This is a genomic window from Enhydrobacter sp. (genome assembly GCA_025808875.1).
In the GTDB taxonomy this organism is placed as follows: domain Bacteria; phylum Pseudomonadota; class Alphaproteobacteria; order Reyranellales; family Reyranellaceae; genus Reyranella.
In genome coordinates this window covers 2,737,582-2,758,773 of sequence record CP075528.1, presented here as the reverse complement: position 1 = coordinate 2,758,773, position 21,192 = coordinate 2,737,582, and the positions used below count along the sequence as shown (strand labels likewise).

At 68.3% G+C, this 21,192-nt stretch carries 21 protein-coding genes; 10 read left to right on the top strand and 11 right to left on the bottom strand.

Going from position 1 to position 21,192, the window contains the following annotated elements; genetic code table 11:
• Positions 1 to 4: 4 nt before the first annotated feature.
• From KIT25_13705 to KIT25_13690, 4 genes are read right to left on the bottom strand one after another with little or no spacing between them, the layout of a single operon-like run.
• The gene (locus KIT25_13705; protein UYN93122.1) at positions 5 to 964 is read right to left on the bottom strand and encodes a 2-hydroxyacid dehydrogenase; all 960 of its coding nucleotides are present in this window, start codon (positions 962 to 964) and stop codon (positions 5 to 7) included.
• Complete coding sequence (locus KIT25_13700) at positions 965 to 2,026, bottom strand: hypothetical protein (GenBank protein ID UYN93121.1); 1,062 nt, start codon at positions 2,024 to 2,026, stop codon at positions 965 to 967.
• Positions 2,023 to 2,997 (bottom strand): hypothetical protein, encoded by a 975-nt coding sequence (locus tag KIT25_13695; protein UYN93120.1) that lies wholly within the window; start codon positions 2,995 to 2,997, stop codon positions 2,023 to 2,025. The genes KIT25_13700 and KIT25_13695 overlap by 4 nt, the downstream gene beginning before the upstream one ends.
• Positions 2,997 to 4,700: a GMC family oxidoreductase N-terminal domain-containing protein gene (locus KIT25_13690; protein UYN93119.1), complete on the bottom strand. Its 1,704-nt coding sequence runs from the start codon at positions 4,698 to 4,700 to the stop codon at positions 2,997 to 2,999. The genes KIT25_13695 and KIT25_13690 overlap by 1 nt, the downstream gene beginning before the upstream one ends.
• 133 nt (positions 4,701 to 4,833) lie before the next feature.
• On the opposite strand from KIT25_13690, the gene KIT25_13685 reads away from it, so the two are divergent.
• From KIT25_13685 to KIT25_13675, 3 genes are all read left to right on the top strand, one after another.
• On the top strand, positions 4,834 to 5,343 hold the full coding sequence (locus KIT25_13685) for a hypothetical protein (GenBank protein ID UYN93118.1): 510 nt from the start codon (positions 4,834 to 4,836) through the stop codon (positions 5,341 to 5,343).
• 114 nt (positions 5,344 to 5,457) lie between these two features.
• Positions 5,458 to 7,176 carry an amidohydrolase family protein gene (locus tag KIT25_13680; protein ID UYN93117.1) on the top strand — a complete coding sequence of 573 codons (1,719 nt, stop codon included), beginning with the start codon at positions 5,458 to 5,460 and terminating at the stop codon, positions 7,174 to 7,176.
• Positions 7,173 to 7,421: a hypothetical protein gene (locus KIT25_13675; GenBank protein ID UYN93116.1), complete on the top strand. Its 249-nt coding sequence runs from the start codon at positions 7,173 to 7,175 to the stop codon at positions 7,419 to 7,421. Before KIT25_13680 ends, KIT25_13675 begins: the two co-directional genes overlap by 4 nt.
• Positions 7,422 to 7,430: 9 nt before the next feature.
• On the opposite strand, the gene KIT25_13670 is transcribed toward KIT25_13675, so the two are convergent.
• On the bottom strand, positions 7,431 to 8,462 hold the full coding sequence (locus tag KIT25_13670; protein UYN93115.1) for a 5-methyltetrahydropteroyltriglutamate--homocysteine methyltransferase: 1,032 nt from the start codon (positions 8,460 to 8,462) through the stop codon (positions 7,431 to 7,433).
• A gap of 66 nt (positions 8,463 to 8,528) precedes the next feature.
• On the opposite strand from KIT25_13670, the gene KIT25_13665 reads away from it, so the two are divergent.
• Positions 8,529 to 10,277: a hypothetical protein gene (locus KIT25_13665; protein ID UYN93114.1), complete on the top strand. Its 1,749-nt coding sequence runs from the start codon at positions 8,529 to 8,531 to the stop codon at positions 10,275 to 10,277.
• Here the strand turns inward: KIT25_13665 and KIT25_13660 are convergent, their stop codons facing one another.
• On the bottom strand, positions 10,278 to 11,684 hold the full coding sequence (locus KIT25_13660; protein UYN93113.1) for an amidase: 1,407 nt from the start codon (positions 11,682 to 11,684) through the stop codon (positions 10,278 to 10,280).
• Positions 11,685 to 11,695: 11 nt separating this feature from the next.
• Positions 11,696 to 12,064 carry a VOC family protein gene (locus KIT25_13655; GenBank protein ID UYN93112.1) on the bottom strand — a complete coding sequence of 123 codons (369 nt, stop codon included), beginning with the start codon at positions 12,062 to 12,064 and terminating at the stop codon, positions 11,696 to 11,698.
• Positions 12,065 to 12,135: 71 nt separating this feature from the next.
• On the opposite strand from KIT25_13655, the gene KIT25_13650 reads away from it, so the two are divergent.
• Positions 12,136 to 13,212: a nitronate monooxygenase gene (locus KIT25_13650; GenBank protein ID UYN93111.1), complete on the top strand. Its 1,077-nt coding sequence runs from the start codon at positions 12,136 to 12,138 to the stop codon at positions 13,210 to 13,212.
• On the opposite strand, the gene KIT25_13645 is transcribed toward KIT25_13650, so the two are convergent.
• Positions 13,193 to 13,783, bottom strand: a complete 591-nt coding sequence (locus tag KIT25_13645) for a TetR/AcrR family transcriptional regulator (protein ID UYN93110.1) — start codon at positions 13,781 to 13,783, stop codon at positions 13,193 to 13,195. The two genes, KIT25_13650 and KIT25_13645, sit on opposite strands and share 20 nt — an antisense overlap.
• Positions 13,784 to 13,828: 45 nt before the next feature.
• Between KIT25_13645 and KIT25_13640 the strand changes: the two genes are divergently transcribed.
• On the top strand, positions 13,829 to 14,287 hold the full coding sequence (locus KIT25_13640) for a VOC family protein (GenBank protein UYN93109.1): 459 nt from the start codon (positions 13,829 to 13,831) through the stop codon (positions 14,285 to 14,287).
• Here KIT25_13640 and KIT25_13635 read toward each other — a convergent pair.
• The 3 genes from KIT25_13635 to KIT25_13625 are packed head-to-tail and all read right to left on the bottom strand — an operon-like array spanning position 14,284 to position 17,386.
• Positions 14,284 to 14,595, bottom strand: coding sequence for a divalent-cation tolerance protein CutA (locus tag KIT25_13635; GenBank protein UYN93108.1), 312 nt, complete (start codon positions 14,593 to 14,595; stop codon positions 14,284 to 14,286). The two genes, KIT25_13640 and KIT25_13635, sit on opposite strands and share 4 nt — an antisense overlap.
• 11 nt (positions 14,596 to 14,606) lie before the next feature.
• Positions 14,607 to 16,046, bottom strand: coding sequence for a glutamine synthetase (locus tag KIT25_13630; GenBank protein ID UYN93107.1), 1,440 nt, complete (start codon positions 16,044 to 16,046; stop codon positions 14,607 to 14,609).
• A 5-nt stretch (positions 16,047 to 16,051) separates the two neighbouring features.
• Entirely contained in the window at positions 16,052 to 17,386 is a 1,335-nt protein-coding gene (locus tag KIT25_13625) for an aromatic ring-hydroxylating dioxygenase subunit alpha (protein ID UYN93106.1), read from the bottom strand.
• Between the two features lie 64 nt (positions 17,387 to 17,450).
• On the opposite strand from KIT25_13625, the gene KIT25_13620 reads away from it, so the two are divergent.
• From KIT25_13620 to KIT25_13605, 4 genes are all read left to right on the top strand, one after another.
• Positions 17,451 to 18,317 carry an alpha/beta hydrolase gene (locus KIT25_13620; GenBank protein UYN97933.1) on the top strand — a complete coding sequence of 289 codons (867 nt, stop codon included), beginning with the start codon at positions 17,451 to 17,453 and terminating at the stop codon, positions 18,315 to 18,317.
• A complete protein-coding gene (locus tag KIT25_13615; protein ID UYN93105.1) occupies positions 18,314 to 19,333 on the top strand; it encodes a zinc-binding dehydrogenase in 1,020 nt (339 codons plus the stop codon). The genes KIT25_13620 and KIT25_13615 overlap by 4 nt, the downstream gene beginning before the upstream one ends.
• A gap of 10 nt (positions 19,334 to 19,343) precedes the next feature.
• Entirely contained in the window at positions 19,344 to 19,958 is a 615-nt protein-coding gene (locus KIT25_13610) for a glutathione S-transferase (protein ID UYN93104.1), read from the top strand.
• Between the two features lie 76 nt (positions 19,959 to 20,034).
• Positions 20,035 to 21,186: a hypothetical protein gene (locus KIT25_13605; protein ID UYN93103.1), complete on the top strand. Its 1,152-nt coding sequence runs from the start codon at positions 20,035 to 20,037 to the stop codon at positions 21,184 to 21,186.
• The last annotated feature ends 6 nt before the right edge of the window (positions 21,187 to 21,192 follow it).

Genomic DNA, 21,192 nt, shown 5'->3' with positions numbered 1-21,192 from the left:
CGGGTCAGAGCAGCTCCGGCACCACCCAGAGCGGCGGCTCGCCGCGGGCCACGCGCTGCACGTTGTCGAAGCCGTTGCGCAGGCGCGTGACGTTGCTCTCCCAGGTCGGGCCGGCGAGATGGGCCGTCAGGATCACGTTGTCGAGCTTGAGCAGCGGATTGTCGGGCGGCGTCGGCTCCTCGTCGAAGACGTCGAGGCCGGCGCCGAACAGCTTGCCGGCCGACAGCGCCGCGGTCATCGCCTTCTCGTCGATCACCGGACCGCGCGAGGTGTTGACGATGATGGCCGACGGCTTCATCACGGCGAGCTCCTGCTTGCCGACCATGTGGTGCGTGCTGTCGTTCAGCGGCACGTGCAGCGACAGGACGTCGGACCCGCGCAGGATCTCGGGCAGCAGCCGGAAGCGCACGCCGAGTGCGTCCTCCTGTTCTTCCTTGAGGCGGACGATGTCGTAGTAGTGAACGATCATGCCGAACGCCTGGGCGAGCCGGGCCACCTTCTTGCCGATCGTGCCGAGGCCGACGATGCCCAGCACCTTGTCGCGCAGCTCATGGACGGTCGGCGGCGCGTTGCCGTGCCAGCGGCCGGCGGTGACGTTGGTGTGCTGGGTGATCAGGCGGCGCGACACCGCGAGCATCAGCAGCAGCGCGTGCTCCGACACGGCGACGGAGTTGGCGCCGCCGTTGTTGCAGAGCGGCACCTTGCTCTTGCGCGCCGCCTCGAGATCGGCGCGGTCGTAGCCCGCGCTCAGCATCTGGATCAGCCTGAGGTTGGGTGCGTCCTTGAAGAGCTGGGGCGTGACGTACTGCTGGATGAAGCCGACGAAATAGTGCGTCCCGGGCAACGCCGCCTTCTGCTCCGGCGAGTTGTGCAGCGCCTTGACGATCTCGAAGCCCTTGGGGGCGAGTTCGTCGACCATCGAGATCGTGTCCTTGGGTCCGACGACCAAAACGCGCTCAACCATCTAGAAAGCCTCCGCGGCGTGACGATGACCTGCGAGCAAGCCGGGCAGGCGTCCGGGCTGGGTGCGGCCCCAGCCGCACTCCGCTGAATAGCCGAAATCCGACACGAAGCGGCGCGCCAGTTCGGTGCGGGCCTTGTCGCCGGCCGCGTCGTCATGGTGCAGCAGGCCGAGATAGAGGCGGGTGCCGGCCGATTGATCGCCGGAGGGCCGCTTCCAGCCCGCGAGCGGCGCGTAGTAGGCGGCGTCGGTACGATCCTTCGGGACCGGGATATGAAAGAAGTCGATCCGGCGACGGGTCGCGGCGGCGATGCCTTCCATCATCTCGACTAAAATGCCGGAGTCCTTCGGTTGCACCAGGTGCTCGTCCGCCGGCGAGCCGTAGCAGAGGTGATAGCCCATCTCGACACCGGCCGGCACCGCATCGCCCAGCCGGCCGAGCATGTCGAAGGTCTGCTTCCTGTAGTCGGCGGGCCGGTCCTTGAAATAGCCCTCGAAGGCCAGCACCTCCTGGCAGACGTCCCACTGGATGGTGAGGTCGGAGGCGGGGATCGCCTCGACGGTGCCGGCGAGGGCGGCGAGCAGCGCGCGCTCGTAGACGCCGAAGTAGGTCTGCCGCGCCGGTCCGCTGACATAGAGATATCCGCTCGAATGCGGCGTCGGCAGCGACACCTGGAAGCGCGTTCCCGGCGCGATCACGCCCTCGGCGCGCAGCCTGCGAAAGGTCTCGTAGGAGGCCAGCGCCGCCTTGTCGTAGCCGGTCTCGAATGTCACCGACGCGGGGTCGATGCCGGGCTTGAAGCGGACTTGCGGGATCTCGCGGATCACCTTGCCGTCCCACTGGATGAACTTGTAGGGCGGCACCGTCGGATCGACCTCCATGGCGGGATGCGCGCGCAGCATCTGGCCCTGGAAGTAGACCCAGCGCGAGCGCTCGCCGGTCTCGCCGTCGGGAAAGCGCCTGAGGTACGGGCCGAGCTCGGCGGCGAGGGTGCGGAAAACCTGCTCGCTCGAATCCAGAGGGATGCTGCCGATCAAGTGCAGCCTGTCGCCTGTCTCCATCACGTCACCTTCTCGAGCTTCTGCAGCGAGCGAAGATATTTCGGCACGGGCACGCCGGGATGGGTGCTCGGCCAGTTGGTGTAGCTCACCTCGCCGACATAGATGTCGCCGCGCGAATCGACGGCGAGGCCGTGCGGCGAGAGGAACCGGCCGGTCTCCTCGCCGGGGCCGTGCTCGCCGCCGAGGCGCGCGATGGTGTGGCCCTTCCTGTCGACGATGGCCAGTCGCGGGCCGAGGTTGGTGTGCTTGCTGTTGACCGGCATGCCGGGGCCGAGCTCGCCGATGATGAAGCGCGGCTGCTCGTTGCCTGCCCGCGTGCCGCAGCAGTAGAGCGCGCAAGGCCGATGCATGTTGTTCCACTGCATCTCGTACCGGCCGTTGCCGTCGAACACCTGAACGCGATGGTTCTCGCGGTCGGCGACATAGACCCAGCCGTCGCCGTCGGTGGCGATGTTGTGCGGGATGTTGAACTGGCCGGGATCGGTGCCGGTGGTGCCCCAGCACATCAGGTGCCGGCCGTCGGGCGAATATTTGTGGATGCAGGAGTTGCCGTAGCCGTCCGACACGTAGATCTCGCCCTTGGGCGAGAGCGCCGTGTGGGTGCAGCGATTGAAGGGCGTTCCGCTCAGGAACGGGGCGGGCCGGTTGGGCACGCCGATGGTCAGCAGCACTTTGCCGTCGGTCGTCGTCTTGCGGACCGTGTGGTCGCCGTCGTCGGTGCAGTAGAGGTTGTCGTCGGCGTCGATGTCGATGCCGTGGGCGCGGCTGAACAATCCTTCGCCCCAGGAGCGCAGGAAATTGCCCTCGCGGTCGAACACGATCATGGGATGTTCGCCGCGATTGAAGACGTAGACGCGGTCCTTGCTGTCGACCGCGACGGCGGCGACGTCGCGGAACTCCCAGCCGTCGGGCAGCCGGGCCCAGTTCTCGACGATGCGATAGCGGTGCTCGCCGCTTCCCAGGACGACGGACATCAGGCGGCCCTCAGCATCGCGTCGGAGATCTTCTCGGCCGTCATCAAGGTGGGAAAGTTGGTGTTGGCGCACGGCACCACCGGGAAGATCGAGGCGTCGACTACGCGCAGGCCCTGCACGCCCTTGACGCGGCCCTGCGTGTCGACCACCGACATGGGATCGTCGGCGCGGCCCATTCGGCAGGTGCAGGAGGCATGCCACACGCCGATCGCCGCCTTGCGCACGAAGGCCTCGAGCGCGTCGTCGTCGGTCATTACCTGCTGGAAGGTGAAGCCCTCGACCACGAAGTTGTCGATCATGTATCTGCGCAATGCCGCCGGGCCGTCCATCAGCGCAGCCACGATCGAGGTCAGGATCCTGTTCCTGGTGTTGACGACGCCGATCTGGCGGACGCGATCGGAGTAGGAGGCCGGGAAAGGATTGTCCGTCACGGCCTTGAGCGGCTCGCTCATCTGCAGCACCGCCATCTTGCGGAAGCCCTGCATCAGCCGGTCGAGGTCGCGTTTGTCGGACAGCAGGTTGAACTCGACCGTGGGCTCGGTCCGCCAGTCGCGCGAGGCGAGCCTCACCTGGCCGGTTTCGGAGTAGGTCTTGTTGATGAAGGTGAGCAGCGAGGCGATCTGCTCCCCGACGGCGTGCCAGGCCGACTTGCTGACGACGGCCACGAACATGTCGCCCATGGGAACGCCGGGCAGGCCGGACGAATAGCGCAACCCGACCTGGATGTGGCGGCGGGTATGCTGGTTCATGCGCGCGTTGCGCCTGATGAAGGACGAGAGCGCGATGGAGGGATGGTCCATCAGGCGCTGGCCGACGCCTTCCAGCCCGACCCTCACGGGTATGCCCATCTCGTGCAGGTGTCCGACCGGGCCGATGCCGGCGCGCATCAGGTGGGCCGGCGAATGGATGGCGCCGGACGACAGGATGACCTCGCGGGCGCGGAACTCCTGCTCCCGGCCCTTGACCAGCGCCTTGACGCCGACGCAGGCGGTGCCCTCGAACAACAGCTCGCGGACCTGCGTCTCGCAGGAGATGGTCAGGTTGGGGCGCTTGCGCGTCTCGGCATCGAGATAGCCCATCGCGGCCGACGCACGCTGCTCGTTGGCATTGGAGTGCGTGACCGGAAAGTACCCCTCGACGAACTCGCCGTTCTGATCGGGCAGGAACTTGAAGCCCGCCTGCTTGCAGGCCTCGCCCACGGCCTGGGCGTGCCTGGTCCAGTGCTCGACCGGGATGCGGCGAACGGGGATCCGGCCGTCCCTGCCGTGCCAGTCGTTGTCGAAGTCGAGATCGCGCTCGACCTTCTTGAAGAAGGGCAGGACGTCGTTCCAGCCCCAGCCGTCGGCGCCGCGCGCGGCCCATTCGTTGTAATCGGTCGGCGCCCCGCGATTGGCCATCTGGCCGTTGATGGAGGATCCGCCGCCCAGCACGCGCGCCTGTTCGTACTTGCGCAGTGGCGGGCGGTTCTCCTGCGGGTTGTTGTGGCTGACGATCTGGGTGTGGACCTTGAGCTCGGTCCAGTGGAAGCGTGGATCGAAGTATGCGGTGCCGGAATAGGAGTCGCGGATCTCCGGCGGCTCGTTGCCGGGAGGCGTGTCGGGACCGGCCTCGCACAGGAGCACCTTGTTGGTGCCACGGGACGACAGGCGATGGGCCAGGACCGATCCGGCCGAGCCGCCGCCGACGATGATATAGTCGTACACGGACGTTTCCTCGTTTGCTTGGCCGAAAGCTAGCACGGTTGCGGCCGAAATTGGGCAAGGTCGGATGCCCTGCGGAACGCCGGGCCGCCGAGCCGCGTTTTCCACCCGCTCCCAACACGAGAAGGAGAAGCGAATGATGAAGCGTACGATCCTGCTGACGACCGCCTTCGTCGCCATCGCCGGCGTGGCTGGCGCGCAGACGGTTACCACGCCGTCGGTCGGCGGCACGACGGTCAATCCGCCGAGCGTCGGCGGTGCGACCGTGACGACCCCGCCGGCCACGGCGCCGTCGACGACCACGCCGTCGGTGCCCTCGAAGACCATCGGTGCGGGCGGCGCCACCGTCACCACGCCATCGGTCGGCGGTGGCTCGACCAGCGGGCCCAGTGTCGGCGGCACCGGCACGACGACGCCTGGCGTCAATCCGCCCGCCGTGTCGACGCCCGGCGTCGATCAGGCGACGCTGCCGAACGACGCCAGTGCGGCGGCCCAGTCGGCACGGCGCAAGATCGAGGCCGACGGCTACAAGAACGTGCAGGGCCTGGCCAAGGGCGCCGACGGCATGTGGCACGGCCGCGCCCTGCGCGGAAACACCGAGGTGCAGATCAAGGTCGATGCCAAGGGCAACGTGATGGCGCAGTAGCAAGAGCCGTCATCGGAACCTCGTTCCGCCCAACGGGAGCCCACCTCGTCCGACGACGGGGTGGGCTCTTTTCGTTTGCTGGCGTAGCATCGCGGCCACGAAACGGAGGAACGCATGGCGCTCGATCTGGTGGTTCGCGGCGGCACGATCGTCGACGGCTCCGGCAAGGGGCGATATGTCGGCGATGTCGGTATCGCCGACGGTCGGATCGTCGAGATCGGCCGCATCACGGAAAAGGGTCGGCGCACGATCGACGCCGATGGCCTGGTCGTCGCGCCCGGCTTCATCGACGGCCACACCCACATGGATGCGCAGGTCGCGTGGGATCCGCTCGGCAGCTGCTCGTGCTGGCACGGCGTGACGTCGGTCGTGATGAGCAACTGCGGCTTCGCGCTGGCGCCCTGCAAGCCGTCGGACCGCGACTGGTACGCACGCTGCCTTTCCGCCGTCGAGGACATCCCGACCGAGGCGATGGCGGCCGGCATCGACTGGACGTGGGAGACGTTCCCCGAATACCTGCGCACCGTCGAGCGCCTCCCCAAGGCGATCAATTACGGCATGTACATCGGCCACTCGGCGCTGCGCATGTACGTCATGGGCCGGCGCGCCCTGTCGGAAGCGGCGACGGAAGACGACATGAAGCGCATGGCGGCGCTGGTGCAGGAGGCGCTGAAGGCGGGCGCCATGGGCTTTTCCAGCTCGCGGGCCTCCACCCACGTCACGCCCGACGACACGCCGGTCGCCAGCCGGATCGCCGAATGGGAGGAGATCGACCGCATCGTCGCGGCGATGGCGGAGCTCGACACGGGCATCTTCCAGGTCGGCCCCGACATCGCGAGCGGCGAGCGCCATCGCGCGTTCCTCGAGCGCCTGCGGCACGTGGCGCTGCGCTACAAGCGGCCGATCATGTTCGGCGTGCTGGCGACGAAGCAGGGCGACGACCCCAATCCGTGGCACCACCAGACGCGCTACATCGACGACACCGTCGCGGCGGGCGGCCGGATGTTCGGACAGGGCACGACCCGCTCGATCAACGCGATCTTCTCGCTGAAGTCCTATCTGCCGTTCGACGTCCTGCCGGCCTGGAAGGCGGTGCGGTCGCTGCCGCTGGAGGAGCAGAAGAAGCGGCTGCGCGATCCCGACGTGCGCCGCGAGCTCGTGGCGGCGGAGTCCCGGATGAAGCCGCGCGACAACACCTTCCAGGGTGGCGGCGCGGCGACCACCGATCCGCGCAAGCCGGACTACGCCAACCTGTTCGCGCTCACCGGCGTCGACTGGGACGATCCGACGGTGGAGCAGCTGGCGCGGGCGCGCGGCCAGCATCCGGTCGAGGTGATGATCGATCTGTCGCTGGCCGACGACAACCAGGTCTATGTTCAGCCGCTGGTCAACGAGACTCCGGACGACGTGCTGGGCATCCTGCGCCATCCGCGCACGCTCGCGACCTTCTCGGATTCGGGCGCCCACGTCTGCCAGGAGATGGGCTCGTCGTTGCAGACCCATTTCCTGAGCTACTGGGTGCGCAAGCGCGGCGCCTTCACGCTGGAGCAGGCGGTCAGGAAGCTGACGCACGACAATGCCGTGGCCTGGGAACTCGGCGACCGCGGCCTCGTGCGCCAGGGCTACAAGGCCGACCTGGTGATCTTCGAGGAGGATCGCATCCGGCCCTGCCTGCCGACGGTCGAAAGGGATCTGCCGGGCGGCGCGCGGCGGCTGGTGCAGAAGGCCGAAGGCATCCGCGCCACCGTCGTCAACGGCAGCGTCGCCTTCGAGGGAACGGAGGCCACAGGCAGCAACTCGGGCGAGGTGCTGAAGGGCAGGCTCGCCTCGTGAGGACGTTGCTGCTCGCCGGGATGGCGATCGCCGTCGCAGCGGGGGCGGCCGGCGCGCAGCCGGTGCGCGACCAGGCGACACAGGCGGGTTCGGCGGGCGTGGCCCAGCGCCTGCAGTCGCTGGGCTACAAGAACGTGCACGACCTCCGCCGCGGCGCCGACGGCCGGTGGACCGGCAAGGCGACGCGGCACGGCGTGCCGTCGACCGTGACGGTGCAGCCGCGCGGCGCCGTGATCGCCCGCTGAGCGGCGTTCCTACGCCAGCTCGCGGCGGACGATGGCGGCGCCGGCGGCCAGCGCCTTGAGCTTGCCGAAGGCGGTGGCTCGCGGCAGGTACTTCATGCCGCAGTCGGGCGCCGGCAGGAGATTCTCGGGCGCGACGAACTTCAGGCCGGCTCGGATGCGCGCGGCGACCGCCTCGGGCGTCTCGACGTCGGGATCGGCGAGGTCGATCACGCCCAGCATGATCTTCTTCCGGCCGAGATCCCTGAGCACGCCGAGATCGAGCCTGGGCTGCGCCGATTCGATGGAGATCTGCTGGGCCGTGCTGTCGGCGAGCTGCGGCAGGAACGAGTAGCCCGACGGCTTGCTGGTGCCGACCACGGCGGCGTAGCCGAAGCAGAGATGGACGACGGTCGGGACCGCGAGTTCCTCGAGTGCGCGGTCGATCGCCTTCACCGCGTAGCGCCTGGCTTCCTCCGGGTTGTTGCGCAGCCACGGCTCGTCGAGCTGGATGACGTCGGCACCGGCCGCGACCAGTTCCCTCGCCTCCTCGTTCACCGCCGCCGCGTAGTCCATGCACATCGCCTCGGCGTCGCCGTAGAACTCGTCCTTGACCTGCTGGCCCATGGTGAAGGGACCGGGCAGGGTGATCTTGGCGAGGCGCTCGGTGTTGGCGCGCAGGAACTGCATGTCGCGCAGCTCGACGGGGCGGGTGCGACGAATCCGGCCGACGACGCGCGGCACGGCGGTGCGGGTGCCGGTGCGGCTGACGATCTCGGCCGGATTTTCGTCGTCGATGCCCTCGAGCGCGGTCGCGAAGCGGTTGGAATAGCTCTCGCGGCGCATCTCGCCGTCGGTGATGACGTCGATGCCGGCACGCTCCATGTCGCGGATGGCGAGCAAGGTCGCGTCGTCCTGCGCCTGTTCGAGAAAGGGCTCGCCGACCCGCCAGATCTCGCGCAGCCGCGTGCGCGGCACGACCTTGCTCAACATCTGGCGATCCACCAGCCAATCCGGCTGCGGATAGGAACCGACGACGGTGGTTTGCAGCAGGACATTCGACATTGCGGGAACCTTGGGGGACGCGTTGCGTTTCACCGTCGAGTTTGCGAGCGGATCGAGTCGCTGTCCATGATCCTCCTTCGTGCGATTCGTCCGATCCTGGCGCTGGCGCTGACGCTGGCCGCCTCCTGCAGCGGCATGCTGCCCAACAGCGCGGTTCCCGAACATCTCGCCAGCCCCTACGGCGGCCCGCTCGAGGCGGCGACGCCGCTCGCCTCGGTCATCCGCGAGCGGGAGCTGCGCTCGCCCGATCCGTCCTTGAGGCGGCCGCTGCTGGAACAACTCCACGACCAGCTCGCGAAGAGCGATCCGGCGAGCACTTTCAAGGGCGTCACCTACGACCTCACGCGCGGCAACGCCCTGCCGCGCGGCTGGCTGGTGCAGACGCCCGGCGGGTGGGGGAGGAAATCCTCGCAGCTTCCCTACTATGCGCTCGATTGCGCTGACTGCGATCCCGACCTGCTGCTGCCGGCCTGCCTGAGCGACGGCGACTGCACCAGCGGCGTTTGCGGCACGATCGCCAGGCGCAAGGTCTGCCTCGGCCACTCCGATTCGATCCTCGCCGGCATCCACGAGATGATCGCCGGGGCGCGGCAGAGCGTCGACATCGCCTTGCTTCAACCCGCGCCCGACACGCGCTTCCTCGGCGTCCTCCGTCATGCCGTTGCCGAGCTTGCGCGGAGCCGGCGCGACGTCACCGTCCGCCTGCTGGTCGGCCAGTATCCGCCGGCCAACGTCGATGCCCGGCGGGTGTTCGACGAACTGGCTCCGCGAGAAATGGGGCGCCTGGTGCTGAGCGTCGCCGCGATGCGCTCCTGCCTGGTGTTCGAGGGCTGCGACAGCTACTCGTGGAATCACGCGAAGATCGTCGCGGTCGACGGTCGCGACGTGCTGTCGGGCGGCCACAATCTATGGTCGGCCGACTATCTCGTCGGCAATCCGGTGCACGATCTCTCGATGAGGATGCGCGGCCCCGCGGCCGCCAGCGCGGCCCGCTACATCGAGGCGCTGTGGCGCTACGTCTGCGCCAACCTCGATCGCAAGCCCACCATTTCGGTGGTCGGCAGCAACGTCTCGGGCTGCGTGCCGTCGCCGCGCCTTCGCCCGTCGCCCGCCGTCGGCCCGCTGCAAGTGCTTGCCGTGGCGCGCCTGGGCGCGGGCATCACGCGGGATTTCGCCAACCAGAGCGAGCTCGCACGCGACCTCGCGCTCGGGGCGGCGCGCGGCAACATCCGGATCGTGCAGCAGGATCTCGGCTTCAACATGGGCCGGGCCGACACGCTTTTCCCGGAGACGGCGCTCGAGCGGCTGGTCGACTTCCTGTTCCACAACGACGGCGACATCCACATCGTGCTCTCGAACTACGGTGCGGTCGGCAACACCGGCAGCATCTACAATAACGGCGTCCGCCTCGAAGTCGTGGCGCGACGGCTGCGCGAGCTGGTGTCGCGGCGCTTCGAGGCGCTCGATCCGCTGTGGCGATACCAGATTCGCCGCGGCCCCGATCCGGTCAACGCCATGCTGTGCCAGCGCGTGCACCTGGCGTCGTTCCGCTTCGGACCGGAGAACCAATGGCCCGACGGGCAGCAGATCGCCAACCACGCCAAGTTCTGGATGGTCGACGATCGGCTCTTCTATATCGGCTCGGACAACATGTACCCGGTGAACCTGCAGGAGTTCGGCTACATCATCGACGACCGCAAGGCGGCGCAGGAGATCGTCGAGGACTACTGGACGCCGCTCTGGCACTGGTCGAGCCGCGCCGCGGTGTCGGGCCGCGGCGTCGACAGATGCATTTTCCGGGAGGTGCTGCGTTAGCTAGCCGTTGGCCGGCTCGACCGGCTCGACCACGCCTTCCGCCGCCTCGATCACCTCGCCGGCATCGAGACAGAGATCCTCGCGATTGCGCATGGCCATGATCTGCACGCCGGTGCGCAGCCTGCCGTGGCTGCCCACCGGCACAGCGAGGCCGGGCAGGCCGAGCAGCGGGGCGATCAGGGCCGGGCGCATCGAATCGAGCACCTCGCGCTGGCCCTCGAGGGTGATGTCGGCGACCTGGCGTGGCGGCAGGTCGGCGAGCGTCGGCAGGATCACCAGCGGCCACTGCTGCATGAAGCTCATCCATCGGAACAGCATGCCCTCGCGCTCGGCGAGCGCGGCGACGTAGGTCGCGAGATCGACCGGCTTGTGCAAGGCGAGCCAGTGGCCCATCGCGGCGATGCCGTCGGGATCGCCCATCTTCTGCATCTGCGGCCACAACCCGCCGAACACGTCGGTGACGCAGATCATGTGCCAGAGCGCGACGCAGCGCTCGAGCTCGGGCGGCTGGATCTCCTCGACGACGTAGCCGGTGCCCCTGAGATGCTTCCCGGCGGCGCGCACGGCCGCGGCCTGCGCCGGATGGGTCTTGCTGCCGGGGAACTCGGGCACGATCGCCACCTTGATCGGGCGCGCCGGCGGCGGGCCCTGCATCGGCACGTCGTTCCAGCGCCAGTCGCGGCGATCGCCGCGCGCCATCACCTCGAGCGCCAGCCGGGCATCGCGCACGCTGCGCGTATGCGGCCCCTGCACGGCCATCAGGATGGCGCCGATCGGACGGCCGGCGTTGGCCGCCGTCGGATTGAAGGACGGGATGCGCGCGAAGCCGGTGCGCAGCCCGACGACGCCGTTGCAATAGGCGGGAATGCGCACAGAGCCACCGATGTCGTTGCCGTGGGCGATCGCGCCGATGCCGGTCGCGGTGGCCGCGCCCGCGCCGCCGCTCGAGCCGCCGGGCGTCACCGCGGGATCGCGCGGGTTGAGCGTGCGGCCGTGCAGGGCGTTGTCGCTGAAGATGCGCATCGAGAAGGCCGGCGCATTGGTGCGGCCGACGACGATCGCGCCGGCGTGCTTGAGGTTGGCGACGACCGGGCTGTCTTCCTGGGCGATCAGGTCCTTGAGCGGAGCGACGCCGTTGTCGGTCGGCAGGCCGACCTGGTCGACGTTGATCTTGGTCGTGACCGGCACGCCGTGCAGCGGCGGCAGGGCGTGGCCGCGCGCGCGGGCGGCATCGGCCGTCTCGGCCAGGGCGCGCGCCTCCTCGTGCAACGGCCGCACGACGGCGTTGATCGACGGATTGACCCGGTCGAGCCGCGCCAGCACCGAATCGACGGCTTCGCGCGCCGAGGCCTGGCCGGTGCGAATGAGGCGGGCGAGGTCGGTCGCGTCATACTGCCAAAGTTCCATGATGTCTCCGTTCAGGCCGGTTTGGTTTCGCAGCCGAAGACCAGCATGTTGCCGTCCGGATCGGCAACATTGAAATCCCTGAGGCCATAATCGCGATCTCCCGGCGCAACGACGATCGTCGCGCCGCGACGGACGAGGTCCGCGTGCACCGAGTCGACGTCGTCGACGAAGATCACGACGCCGCCCTGCCCCGGCTGGCGCGGCGGCTGGGTATGCGAGGTGGCAATGAGATGGAGCGACACCCCGCCCGAGCACAGGCCGACATAGAAGGTGGGGGTGCCGTACTCGAAGGCGACGGCGAAGCCGAGCTTGTCGCGATAGTAGGCGAGGCTGTCGCCGACGTTCTCGACCGTGAGGACGGTCGTGCTGCCGCGCATCATTGGTGTCTCCCGGAAAGCGCGATTGCAGACTAGCATGGTAGGCTCGCCGCCTCGGCAGGAGGTTCCATCGCATGTGGCACGATCGACGGCTGCTCGACCTGTTCGGCATCGAGCATGCCATCCTGCAGGCGCCGATGGCGGGAATCAGTTCGCCGCAGATGGCGGTGGCCGTTTCCGAGGCGGGCGGGCTGGGCGCCGTCGCCGGTGCGATGCTGACGCCCGACACCCTGCGCGGTGAACTGCAGCTCGTGAAGCAGGGTACCGGGCGTCCCTTCAACGTCAATTTCTTCGTTCATCGGCAGCCGGCCTTCGATGCCGGCGTCGATGCCGGCTGGCGCCGGCGACTGGCGGCCTACTACCGCGAATTCGGCCTCGCCGCGGATGCCGGTGCCGACGGCCCGGTGCGGGCGCCGTTCAGCGCGGCGATGTGCGACGTGGTGCTCGAGTTCAAGCCGAGGGTGGTCAGCTTCCATTTCGGCCTGCCCGACGGCGCGCTGATGAAGCGGCTTCGGGATGCCGGCATTCTCGTGATCAGCTCGGCGACGACGGTCGAGGAGGCGCGCTGGCTGGAGGGCCGCGGCGTCGACGCGGTGATCGCCCAGGGCAACGAGGCCGGCGGCCATCGCGGCATGTTCCTCGCCGACGACATCGCGCGCCAGCCCGGCACCATGGCGCTGGTGCCGCAGGTCGTCGATGCGGTGAGGGTGCCGGTGATCGCGGCGGGCGGCATCGGCGACGGGCGCGGGATCGTGGCGGCGCTCGCCCTCGGCGCGGCCGGCGTGCAGATCGGAACCGCCTTCATGCTCTCGCCCGAGGCCAGGACGTCGTCGCTGCATCGTGCGGCGCTGAGGCAGGCCGACGACGGCAGCACGACGCTCACCAACGTCTTCACCGGCCGGCCGGCGCGCGGCATCGTCAACCGCTACGTTCGCGAGATCGGGCCGATGAGCGCCGACGCACCGCCGTTTCCGCTGGCAGCGGGCGCTTCGCAACCGCTGCGGACGGCGGCCGAGGCGAAGGGATCGGCCGAGTTCACGTCGCTGTGGAGCGGGCAGGCGCCGACGCTGGCGCGCGAGATGCCGGCCGCCGCGCTGGTCGGCAGGCTCGTCGAGGAAACGGCGGCGGCCCTCAGTCGCGTGACGGGATGACGACCTCGAGCAGCCGATCGACGAAGCCGTGCGTGATCGGGGCGTGGCCCATCAGCAGGCGGTAGAAGAGCGGTCCGAAGATGAGGTCGAGCGTGAGCTCAGTGTCGACGAGAGCGTCGATCTGGCCGTCGGCCGCGCTGCGTTCGAGCAGCAGGCGCGCGGCGTCGCGATTGCGGGCGATGAACTCGTTGCGGAAGGCCTTGGCGAGTTCGGTCTCGGATTGCGCCGCGGCGACCATGGCGGCGATGCTGCGCCCAGTCGGCGCGGCAAAGGCATCGGCGACCGCATGAAGCTGGGCACGCAACGCGGCGCGCGGCGAGCGGCCGGCGCGGCCCGCCGCCGGCGCATCGGACGCCTCGAGGAACGCCGCCATCGCCACCGCCGGCGCGTTCGGCCAGTAGCGGTAGATCGTCGGCCGGCTGACGCCCGCCTTGCCGGCGATGGCCTCGATGGTGACGGCGGTGAGCCCGCCGCGCTCCAGAAGGCCGCGGGCGGCGGCGAGGATGGTGGCTCGGATGCGCGGATCGCGCGGCCGGCCGCGGATCGGCGGGGAGGGGGCTTGACGGGGCATCTATTTACGTTACAATACGTAACGTAATATAACACAGGTGATGCCATGAGCGCAAAGAGCACGGACGGCCAGACCCTGCGCGCCCACATGACGGTCCACGACGCCAAGGCCGCGATCGCGTTCTACGGCAAGGCGTTCGGCGCGACCGAACTGTTCCGCCTCACCGAGCCTTCGGGTCGCGTGGGCCACGCCGAGATCAGGATCGGCGACAGCGTGCTGATGCTGAACGACGAGTATCCGGACTTCGGGGCCAGGAGCCCGGCCGCCACGGGCGGCTCGCCGGTCGCCTTCTACATCCAGGTCGCGGACGCGGACAAAGCGGTCGACCGCGCGATCAAGGCGGGCGCGACGCTCGTGCGCCCCGTCGCGGACCAGTTCTACGGCGACCGATCCGGCATGGTCGCCTGTCCCTTCGGCTATCGCTGGTCGCTGTCGGTGACCAAGGAGGTCGTCGACCCCGCCGAGATGCAGAAACGCTGGACGAAGATGCTGTCGAGCGCCTAACCGGCGTTCTCCTCGATCCACTCGGCGTAGGCGCCGAGGATGTGGGAGAACGAGAAGGCGTGGATCGCCGGCAGTTCGTAGGAGTGCAGTTCGCGGATGGCGCGCTCGATGGCGCCGTAGCTCGCTTCCGTGGTCTTGAGGAGGATGCGGTACTCCTTGCCGCTCTCGACCGAGCCCTTCCAGGAATAGACGCTTTCTATCCGGGAGATCTGCGCGCAGGCGGCGAGCTTGGCGTCGACCAGAGCGTGCGCCATGGCGCGCGCCTCCTTCTTGCTGCCGACCGTGGTGACGACGGCGATGGCGGTCATGCGGTCCTCATCTAGAATATCGAGAAGTACTCTCTCTGCTCCCAGTCGTCGGCCCCCGCGGAGAAGCGGTCGATCTCGGCCCGCTTCAGCTTGAGATAGTAGTCGACGAAGAAATCGCCGAAACCGGCGCGCAGCACCTTGTTCTTGTCGAGCGCCGCGAGCGCCTCGCCGAGCGAGCGCGGCAGTGGGGGCGCCTCGGCCTCGTAGGGCGTGTCGGCCGAGGGGCCCGGATCGGCCCTGGTCCGCAGGCCATCGAGGCCGCACACGACCTGGCTCGCCATGTAGAGATAGGGATTGGCCGCCGGCTCGCCGACCCGGTTCTCGAGATGCGTGGCGGGATCGCCCGGACCGCCCAGCACCCGCACCATGACGCCGCGGTTCTCGCGCGCCCAGATCGCGCGGTCGGGCGCCAGCATGAACGGCTGGTATCGCCCGTAGCCGTTCAGCGTCGGCGTGCTGAACGCCGCCGACGCCTGAGCGTGCGCCAGCAACCCCGCCATCCAGTGCATGCCGGCGGCCGACAACGGCTCGCCGGGATCGGTGAAGGCGTTGGCGCCGGTCTTGCGGTCCTTGAGCGACTGGTGCAGGTGCCAGCCGCTCGACATGACGTTTGGAATCTTCGGCCGGCACATGAAGGTGGCGTGGTAGCCGTTGCGCTGCGCCACCTGCTTGGTGGCGCTGCGGAACAGCACCATGGCGTCGGCCGGGTCGAGGCCCGTGCCGGCGCGGAAGGTGAACTCGACCTGGCTCGGGCCGAACTCCACCTCGAGCGAGCGCAGCGGCAGGCCCAGCCCGGCGATGTTGGCGCGCAGAATCTCGAGGATCGGATCCATCTCGTCGTAGCGCTGCTCCGTCAGGTACTGGTAGCCCTGATTGAGCAGCGACACGTCGGGCGGCGGACCGGGTTGGCCGGGCTGGCCGGTGTCCTCGAGCGCCAGCCGGGTCTTCTCGAGCTTGAACAGGTGGAACTCGACTTCCAGGCCGGCGACGAAGTCGTAGCCGGCCTCGGCGAGCGAGGCGAGCGCGCGGCGATGGAGATGACGCGTGTCGAGCGGCACCGGCCTGCCGTCGGCAAAGAAGATGTCGCACAGCATCCATCCCGTGTGCGGCGCCCAGGGAAGCACGCGGAACGTCGCCGGATCGGGCAGCATCGCGACGTCGGCGGCGCCCTCCCATTCCTTGCCGCCGAACGCGCCGCCCTGGCCCCACACGGGGAACACCGTTCGATGCGCGGTGTCCTTCATCAGCATGGTGGCGCTGAAGCCGACGCCACTCTTCATGACGCCGGCGATCTCGCCCGCGACATAGGTCTTGCCGCGCAGGATGCCGTGCTGGTCGGCGAAGGACAGGCGCACGACCGTGAGCTCGCCGGCCTGGATGCGGCGCTCGACCTCGCGCGCGGCGGCCTTGCGGTCGTCGCTCCACAGACCCGCCTTCTCGACGAGAGTCATTCGGATCAGGCCACCAGGGGCGAGGGTGTATTGGCCGCCCAGCTCGAGCCGCCGCGGCGCTTGGCGTCGAATTCCTTCCAGTAGGTCTGCCAGCCTTCGGTCGGTCCCATGCCGTCGACCGTGACGGGCCCGCGGATCCTCGAGGCCCGCGCCGGGTCGAGCCACATCGGCGGCTTCTCGCCGCGATCGACCTGGCCGATCGCCGACAGCAGCATGCGGCGATAGGCGATGATCGCCTTGTCGCTGTAGCCGAGATGCTCGCGCGTGCGGTCCTGGATGCGGCCCTGGCTCTCGATCGCCCACTGGTCGTGCACGTTGATGTCGAAACCCATGCCCGTGTAGGTCTGGGCCTTCTGTTCGGCGACGTTGTAGCCGTAGTTGTTGTGGCGGCCGATGCGCGGCCGGTAATCCGGCAACTCGTAGAGTTGCAGCCGCTGCTCGCGCATCTGCCGGTGATCGACCGGCTTCCCGAACGACGTGAAGATCGCGTACCAGTAGCAGGAGGTGTCGTCGATCGGCACGTGCCACTGGGTGATCGTCATCTCCGTGCTCATCGGGATCACGAAGGCGTAGGGGAAGACGAGATTGGTCACGCGCACATGCGTGTGCTTCTCGCTGATCTTGCGCAGGGTGAACAGGCGCAGGCCGTAGTCGGTGCCCTCGACGTCGATGGTCGGCCGCCCGTACTCGCGCATCATGCGCGTCATCGGGATGTTCGAATCGGCCGAATTGGCGCGGAACTGCCGGCCGTAGGCGTCGCCCGACGGATCCTCGTCCTCGTAGAAGCGGTGCAGGTAGGAGGCGTGCGCCGGATCGATGCCGACCTCCAGCGCCTGCAGCCAGTTGCAGTCGATCAAACCCTTGAAGGCGAAGGCGTGGGTCGAGGGCGCGAGGAAGCAGTCGAAGTCGGGGAAGGCCGGCGCTTCCCCTTTGCCCAGATAGGCGAAGACGATGCCGTTCTTGACCACCACCGGATAGGAATGCTGGCGCACCCGCTGACAGAGCACGCTGCCGTCGGGCTCGGCAGGGGTCTCGAGGCACTTGCCGTCGACGTCGAACAGCCAGCCGTGGAACAGGCAGCGCAAGCCGCCATTCTCGAGCCGGCCGTAGGAAAGGTCGGCGCCCCGGTGCGGACAGTCGCGGTCGAGCAGGCCGTGCCGCCCGCGCTCGTCGCGGAACAGCACGAAATCCTGGCCGAGCACGCGCACGGCCTTGGCCGGGCGCTCGTCCGGCAGCTCGTCGGCGAGCGCTACCGGATGCCAGTAGTGCCGCATCAGGGCGCCGCCCTTGGTGCCCGGACCGACACGGGTGATCAGCTCGTTCTGCTCGCGGCTCATCATGGAGATAGAGTGACGCAAAGCGTTTCGGGACGCTATAGGAGAAGGAATGAGTACCTTCGAAGGCATGCCCGGGCCGACGTCCCGGGTCTTCTTTTCCCAGCGTCTGCGACTGCACTACGTCGATTGGGGCAATCCCGACGCGCCGCCGCTCTTGCTGGTGCATGGCGGGCGCGACCACTGCCGCAACTGGGACTGGGTCGCCGCGGCGCTGCGCAAGGACTGGCACATCATCTGTCCCGACCTGCGCGGGCATGGCGACAGCCAGTGGTCGCCCGACGGCAACTACGCCATGTCGTCCTATGTCTACGACCTCGACCAGCTCGTGCATCAGCAGGGCCTGGCGCCGGTCACCATCGTCGCCCATTCGCTGGGCGGCAACATCTGTCTGCGCTATGCCGGCATCTATCCCGACAAGGTGCGCAAGCTGGTGGCCATCGAAGGGCTCGGCCCGTCGCCCAAGGTGATCGCCGAGCGCGGCAACAAGAGCATGGCCGCGCGCATGCGCGAATGGGTGGACGAACAGCGCAAGCTCTCCGGCCGCCTGCCGCGCCGCTATCCGACGATCGAGGACGCCTTCAAGCGCATGCAGGAGGAGAACAAGCACCTCTCCGCCGAGCAGGCGCGGCACCTGACGCAGCAGGGCGTCAACCAGAACGAGGACGGCACCTACAGCTGGAAGTTCGACAACTACGTCCGCGCCTGGCCGCCCTACGACATGAGCTATGGCGACATCGAGGCACTGTGGGCCGAGATCGCCTGCCCGACGCTGCTGATCTACGGCAAGGAGAGCTGGGCCTCCAACCCCGAGCGGGACGGCCGCATCAGGCACTTCCGCAACGCCAAAGTGGTCGAGTTCGACAATGCCGGCCACTGGGTCCACCATGATCGTCTCAACGACTTCGTGACGACGGTCAGGGATTTCATCACGTGAGGGCGGCGATCTTCCGCGGCGGCGACATCGTCGTCGATGCGGTGCCGGACCCCGTGCCCGGCGAGGGCCAGGCCCTGGTGCGGACCCTCGCCTGCGGCATCTGCGGTTCGGATCTCCACGCCGCCAAGCATGCCCATCGGATGGTCGAGGTGACGAAGCGCGTGCCGGGGCGCGTGCCGATGGACCTCTCGCGCGACGTCGTCATGGGCCACGAGTTCTGCTGCGAGGTCATCGACTACGGTCCCCGCACCGACGGGAAATTCAAGCCCGGCACCCGGGTCTGCTCGATGCCGGTGATGATGGAGGCGGACGGCCTCAAGGGCATGGGCTACTCCAACACCTATGTCGGCGGCTATGCCGAGCGGATGCTCCTCTGGGCGCCGCTGATGCTCGAGGTGCCCAACGGGCTGCCGACCGAGCATGCCGCCCTGACCGAACCGCTCGCGGTCGGCGTGCACGCCGTGGAGAAGGGCGGCCTGACCGGGGACGAGGCGCCCCTGGTGATCGGCTGCGGCCCGGTCGGGCTGGCCGTGATCGCGGCTCTTCGCCTGAAGGGCGTGCGACCGATCGTGGCCGCCGACTTCTCGCCCACGCGCCGGGAGTTGGCGGTCAAGATGGGGGCCGACGTCGTGGTCGATCCGACCCAGGACGATGTTTACAGTCATCTTGCTCAAGGCAAGAAGGCGGCGATCTTCGAGTGTGTCGGCGTTCCGGGGATCATCCAACAGATCCTCGAGAAGGCGCCGCGCGATGCGAGAGTCGTGGTGGTCGGCGTCTGCATGGAGCCCGACACGATCGAGCCGATGTTCGGTATCGTGAAGGAATTGAGCCTGCAGTTCGTGCTCGGCTATACCCCGGAGGAGTTTGCCCGCTCGCTGCGGCTCCTCGCCGAGGGCCAGGTCGATGCCGCCTCCCTGATCACGGGCGCAGTCGGTCTGGACGGTGTCAAGAAAGCCTTCCACGACCTCGCCAACCCCGAACAACACACGAAAATTCTGGTAGAACCCTGGCGCTAGGGAGGAAGCAATGAAATTCTATAATTCCGTGGGCCCCAACCCGCGCATGGTCCGCATGTTCATGGCCGAGAAGGGGTTCGAGGTCGCCAAGGTCGATGTCGACCTGCGCGGCGGCGAAAACCGCCGGGAACCCTATCTGAAGGTCAATCCCTCGGGGCAATGCCCGGCGCTCGAACTCGACGACGGCACGGTGCTGGCCGAGATCACGGCGATTTGCGAGTACGTCGACGAAAAGAAGAAGGACACGCCCTCGCTGATCGGCGACACGCCAGAGGAGCGCGCCAGGACGCGCATGTGGACCCGCCGGATCGACCTCAACATCGTCGAACCCGCGGCCAACGGCTTCCGTTTCGCCGAGGGGCTGAAGATGTTCGAAAGCCGCATCCGCTGCATTCCCGAAGCGGCCGAGGGCTTGAAGGCGACGGCGCGCGACAAGCTCAAGTGGCTCGACGGTCAGATGGGTTCGAAGCCATTCGTGGCTGGCGACAAGCTGACCATGGCCGACATCATGCTGTTCGCGTTCCTCGATTTCATGAAGAACGTGGGCCAGCCGCTCGATCCGGCCAACAAGAACCTCGCCGCCTGGTACGAGCGCATGAAGGCGCGGCCAAGCGCGGCCGCCTAAGGGGCTTGATTCTGTCGTGGCCTTTGCCATTTTCACGACCTGAAAAACAACCAAACAGGGAAAGCGGGATTCCACGATGCGCCGACTGCTGATCGCTTTGCTCGTCTTCATCGCTGCTCCGGCTTTCGCCGCCGACACGCCGGCCGTAAAGGGACTGTGGCTTCTCACCGACTATCCGTCGCAGACGGTGCGGCCCGGCGAAGCGGCAACCGTGCGCTTCAAGCTCCAGAACGCCGGAATGGCGCCCGAGCAGCTCGCGCTGTCGGTCGGCGGCGTGCCGACCGGCTGGAAAGTCGACATCCTGGGCGGCGGCCAGCCGGTTGCCGCGGCCATGCCGGCGCTCAACGAGAGCGTCAGCCTGCAGCTGCGCGTCGACGTTCCGAGGGATGCCAGGCCCGGCTCGCACAACGTCACGGTGCAGGCCAGGGGCGCTGCCCAGTCGATCGACCTGCCGCTCACGCTCACCATCGCCAGCGAGACGCCGGCCAAGCTCGGCCTCAAGACCAAGCTGCCGTCGCTGATGGGCACGCCGCGCTCGTCGTTCGAGTACACGCTCACGGTCAGCAACGACAGCGGCAAGGATCTGACGGTGGCGCTTGCCGCGCAGGGTCCGGCGAACTTCCAGTCGACCTTCACCGAGGGTTACGGCAGCAACGAGATCAGCTCGATCCCGATCGAGGCCGGCCAGTCCAAGGACATCCGGATCAAGGTGACGCCGCCGCGCGACGTGAAGGCCGGCAACTATCCGGTGCTGGTCAGGGTGTCGGCCGAGGGCGCGACGGCCGAGCAGCGCGTCACGTTGCAGATCAGCGGCCAGGGCAAGCTCGCGCTGACGGCCCGCGATAACCGCCTCAGCGGCGAGGCCGAGGCGGGCAAGCCCGCGACCTACACCCTGATCCTCGCCAACGACGGCACGGCCCCGGTCGAGGACGTCGAGCTGGCGGGCAGCGTGCCGACCAACTGGAAGGTGGAGTTCAATCCCAAGAACCTCGCCAGCCTGGCGCCCAACGAGCGCAAGGAAGTGCTGGCCGTGGTCACGCCGGCCGACAAGACGATCGCCGGTGACTATGTGGCCTCGTTCCGCGCCAACGCGCGCGGCGAGTCGAGCTCGGCGGATTTCCGCATCACCGTCACGACCTCGACGGTGTGGGGCATCGTCGGCATCGGTATCATCGCCGTCGCGCTGCTGGTGTTGCTGGGAGCGGTGGCACGCTTCGGACGCCGCTGAAGCGAC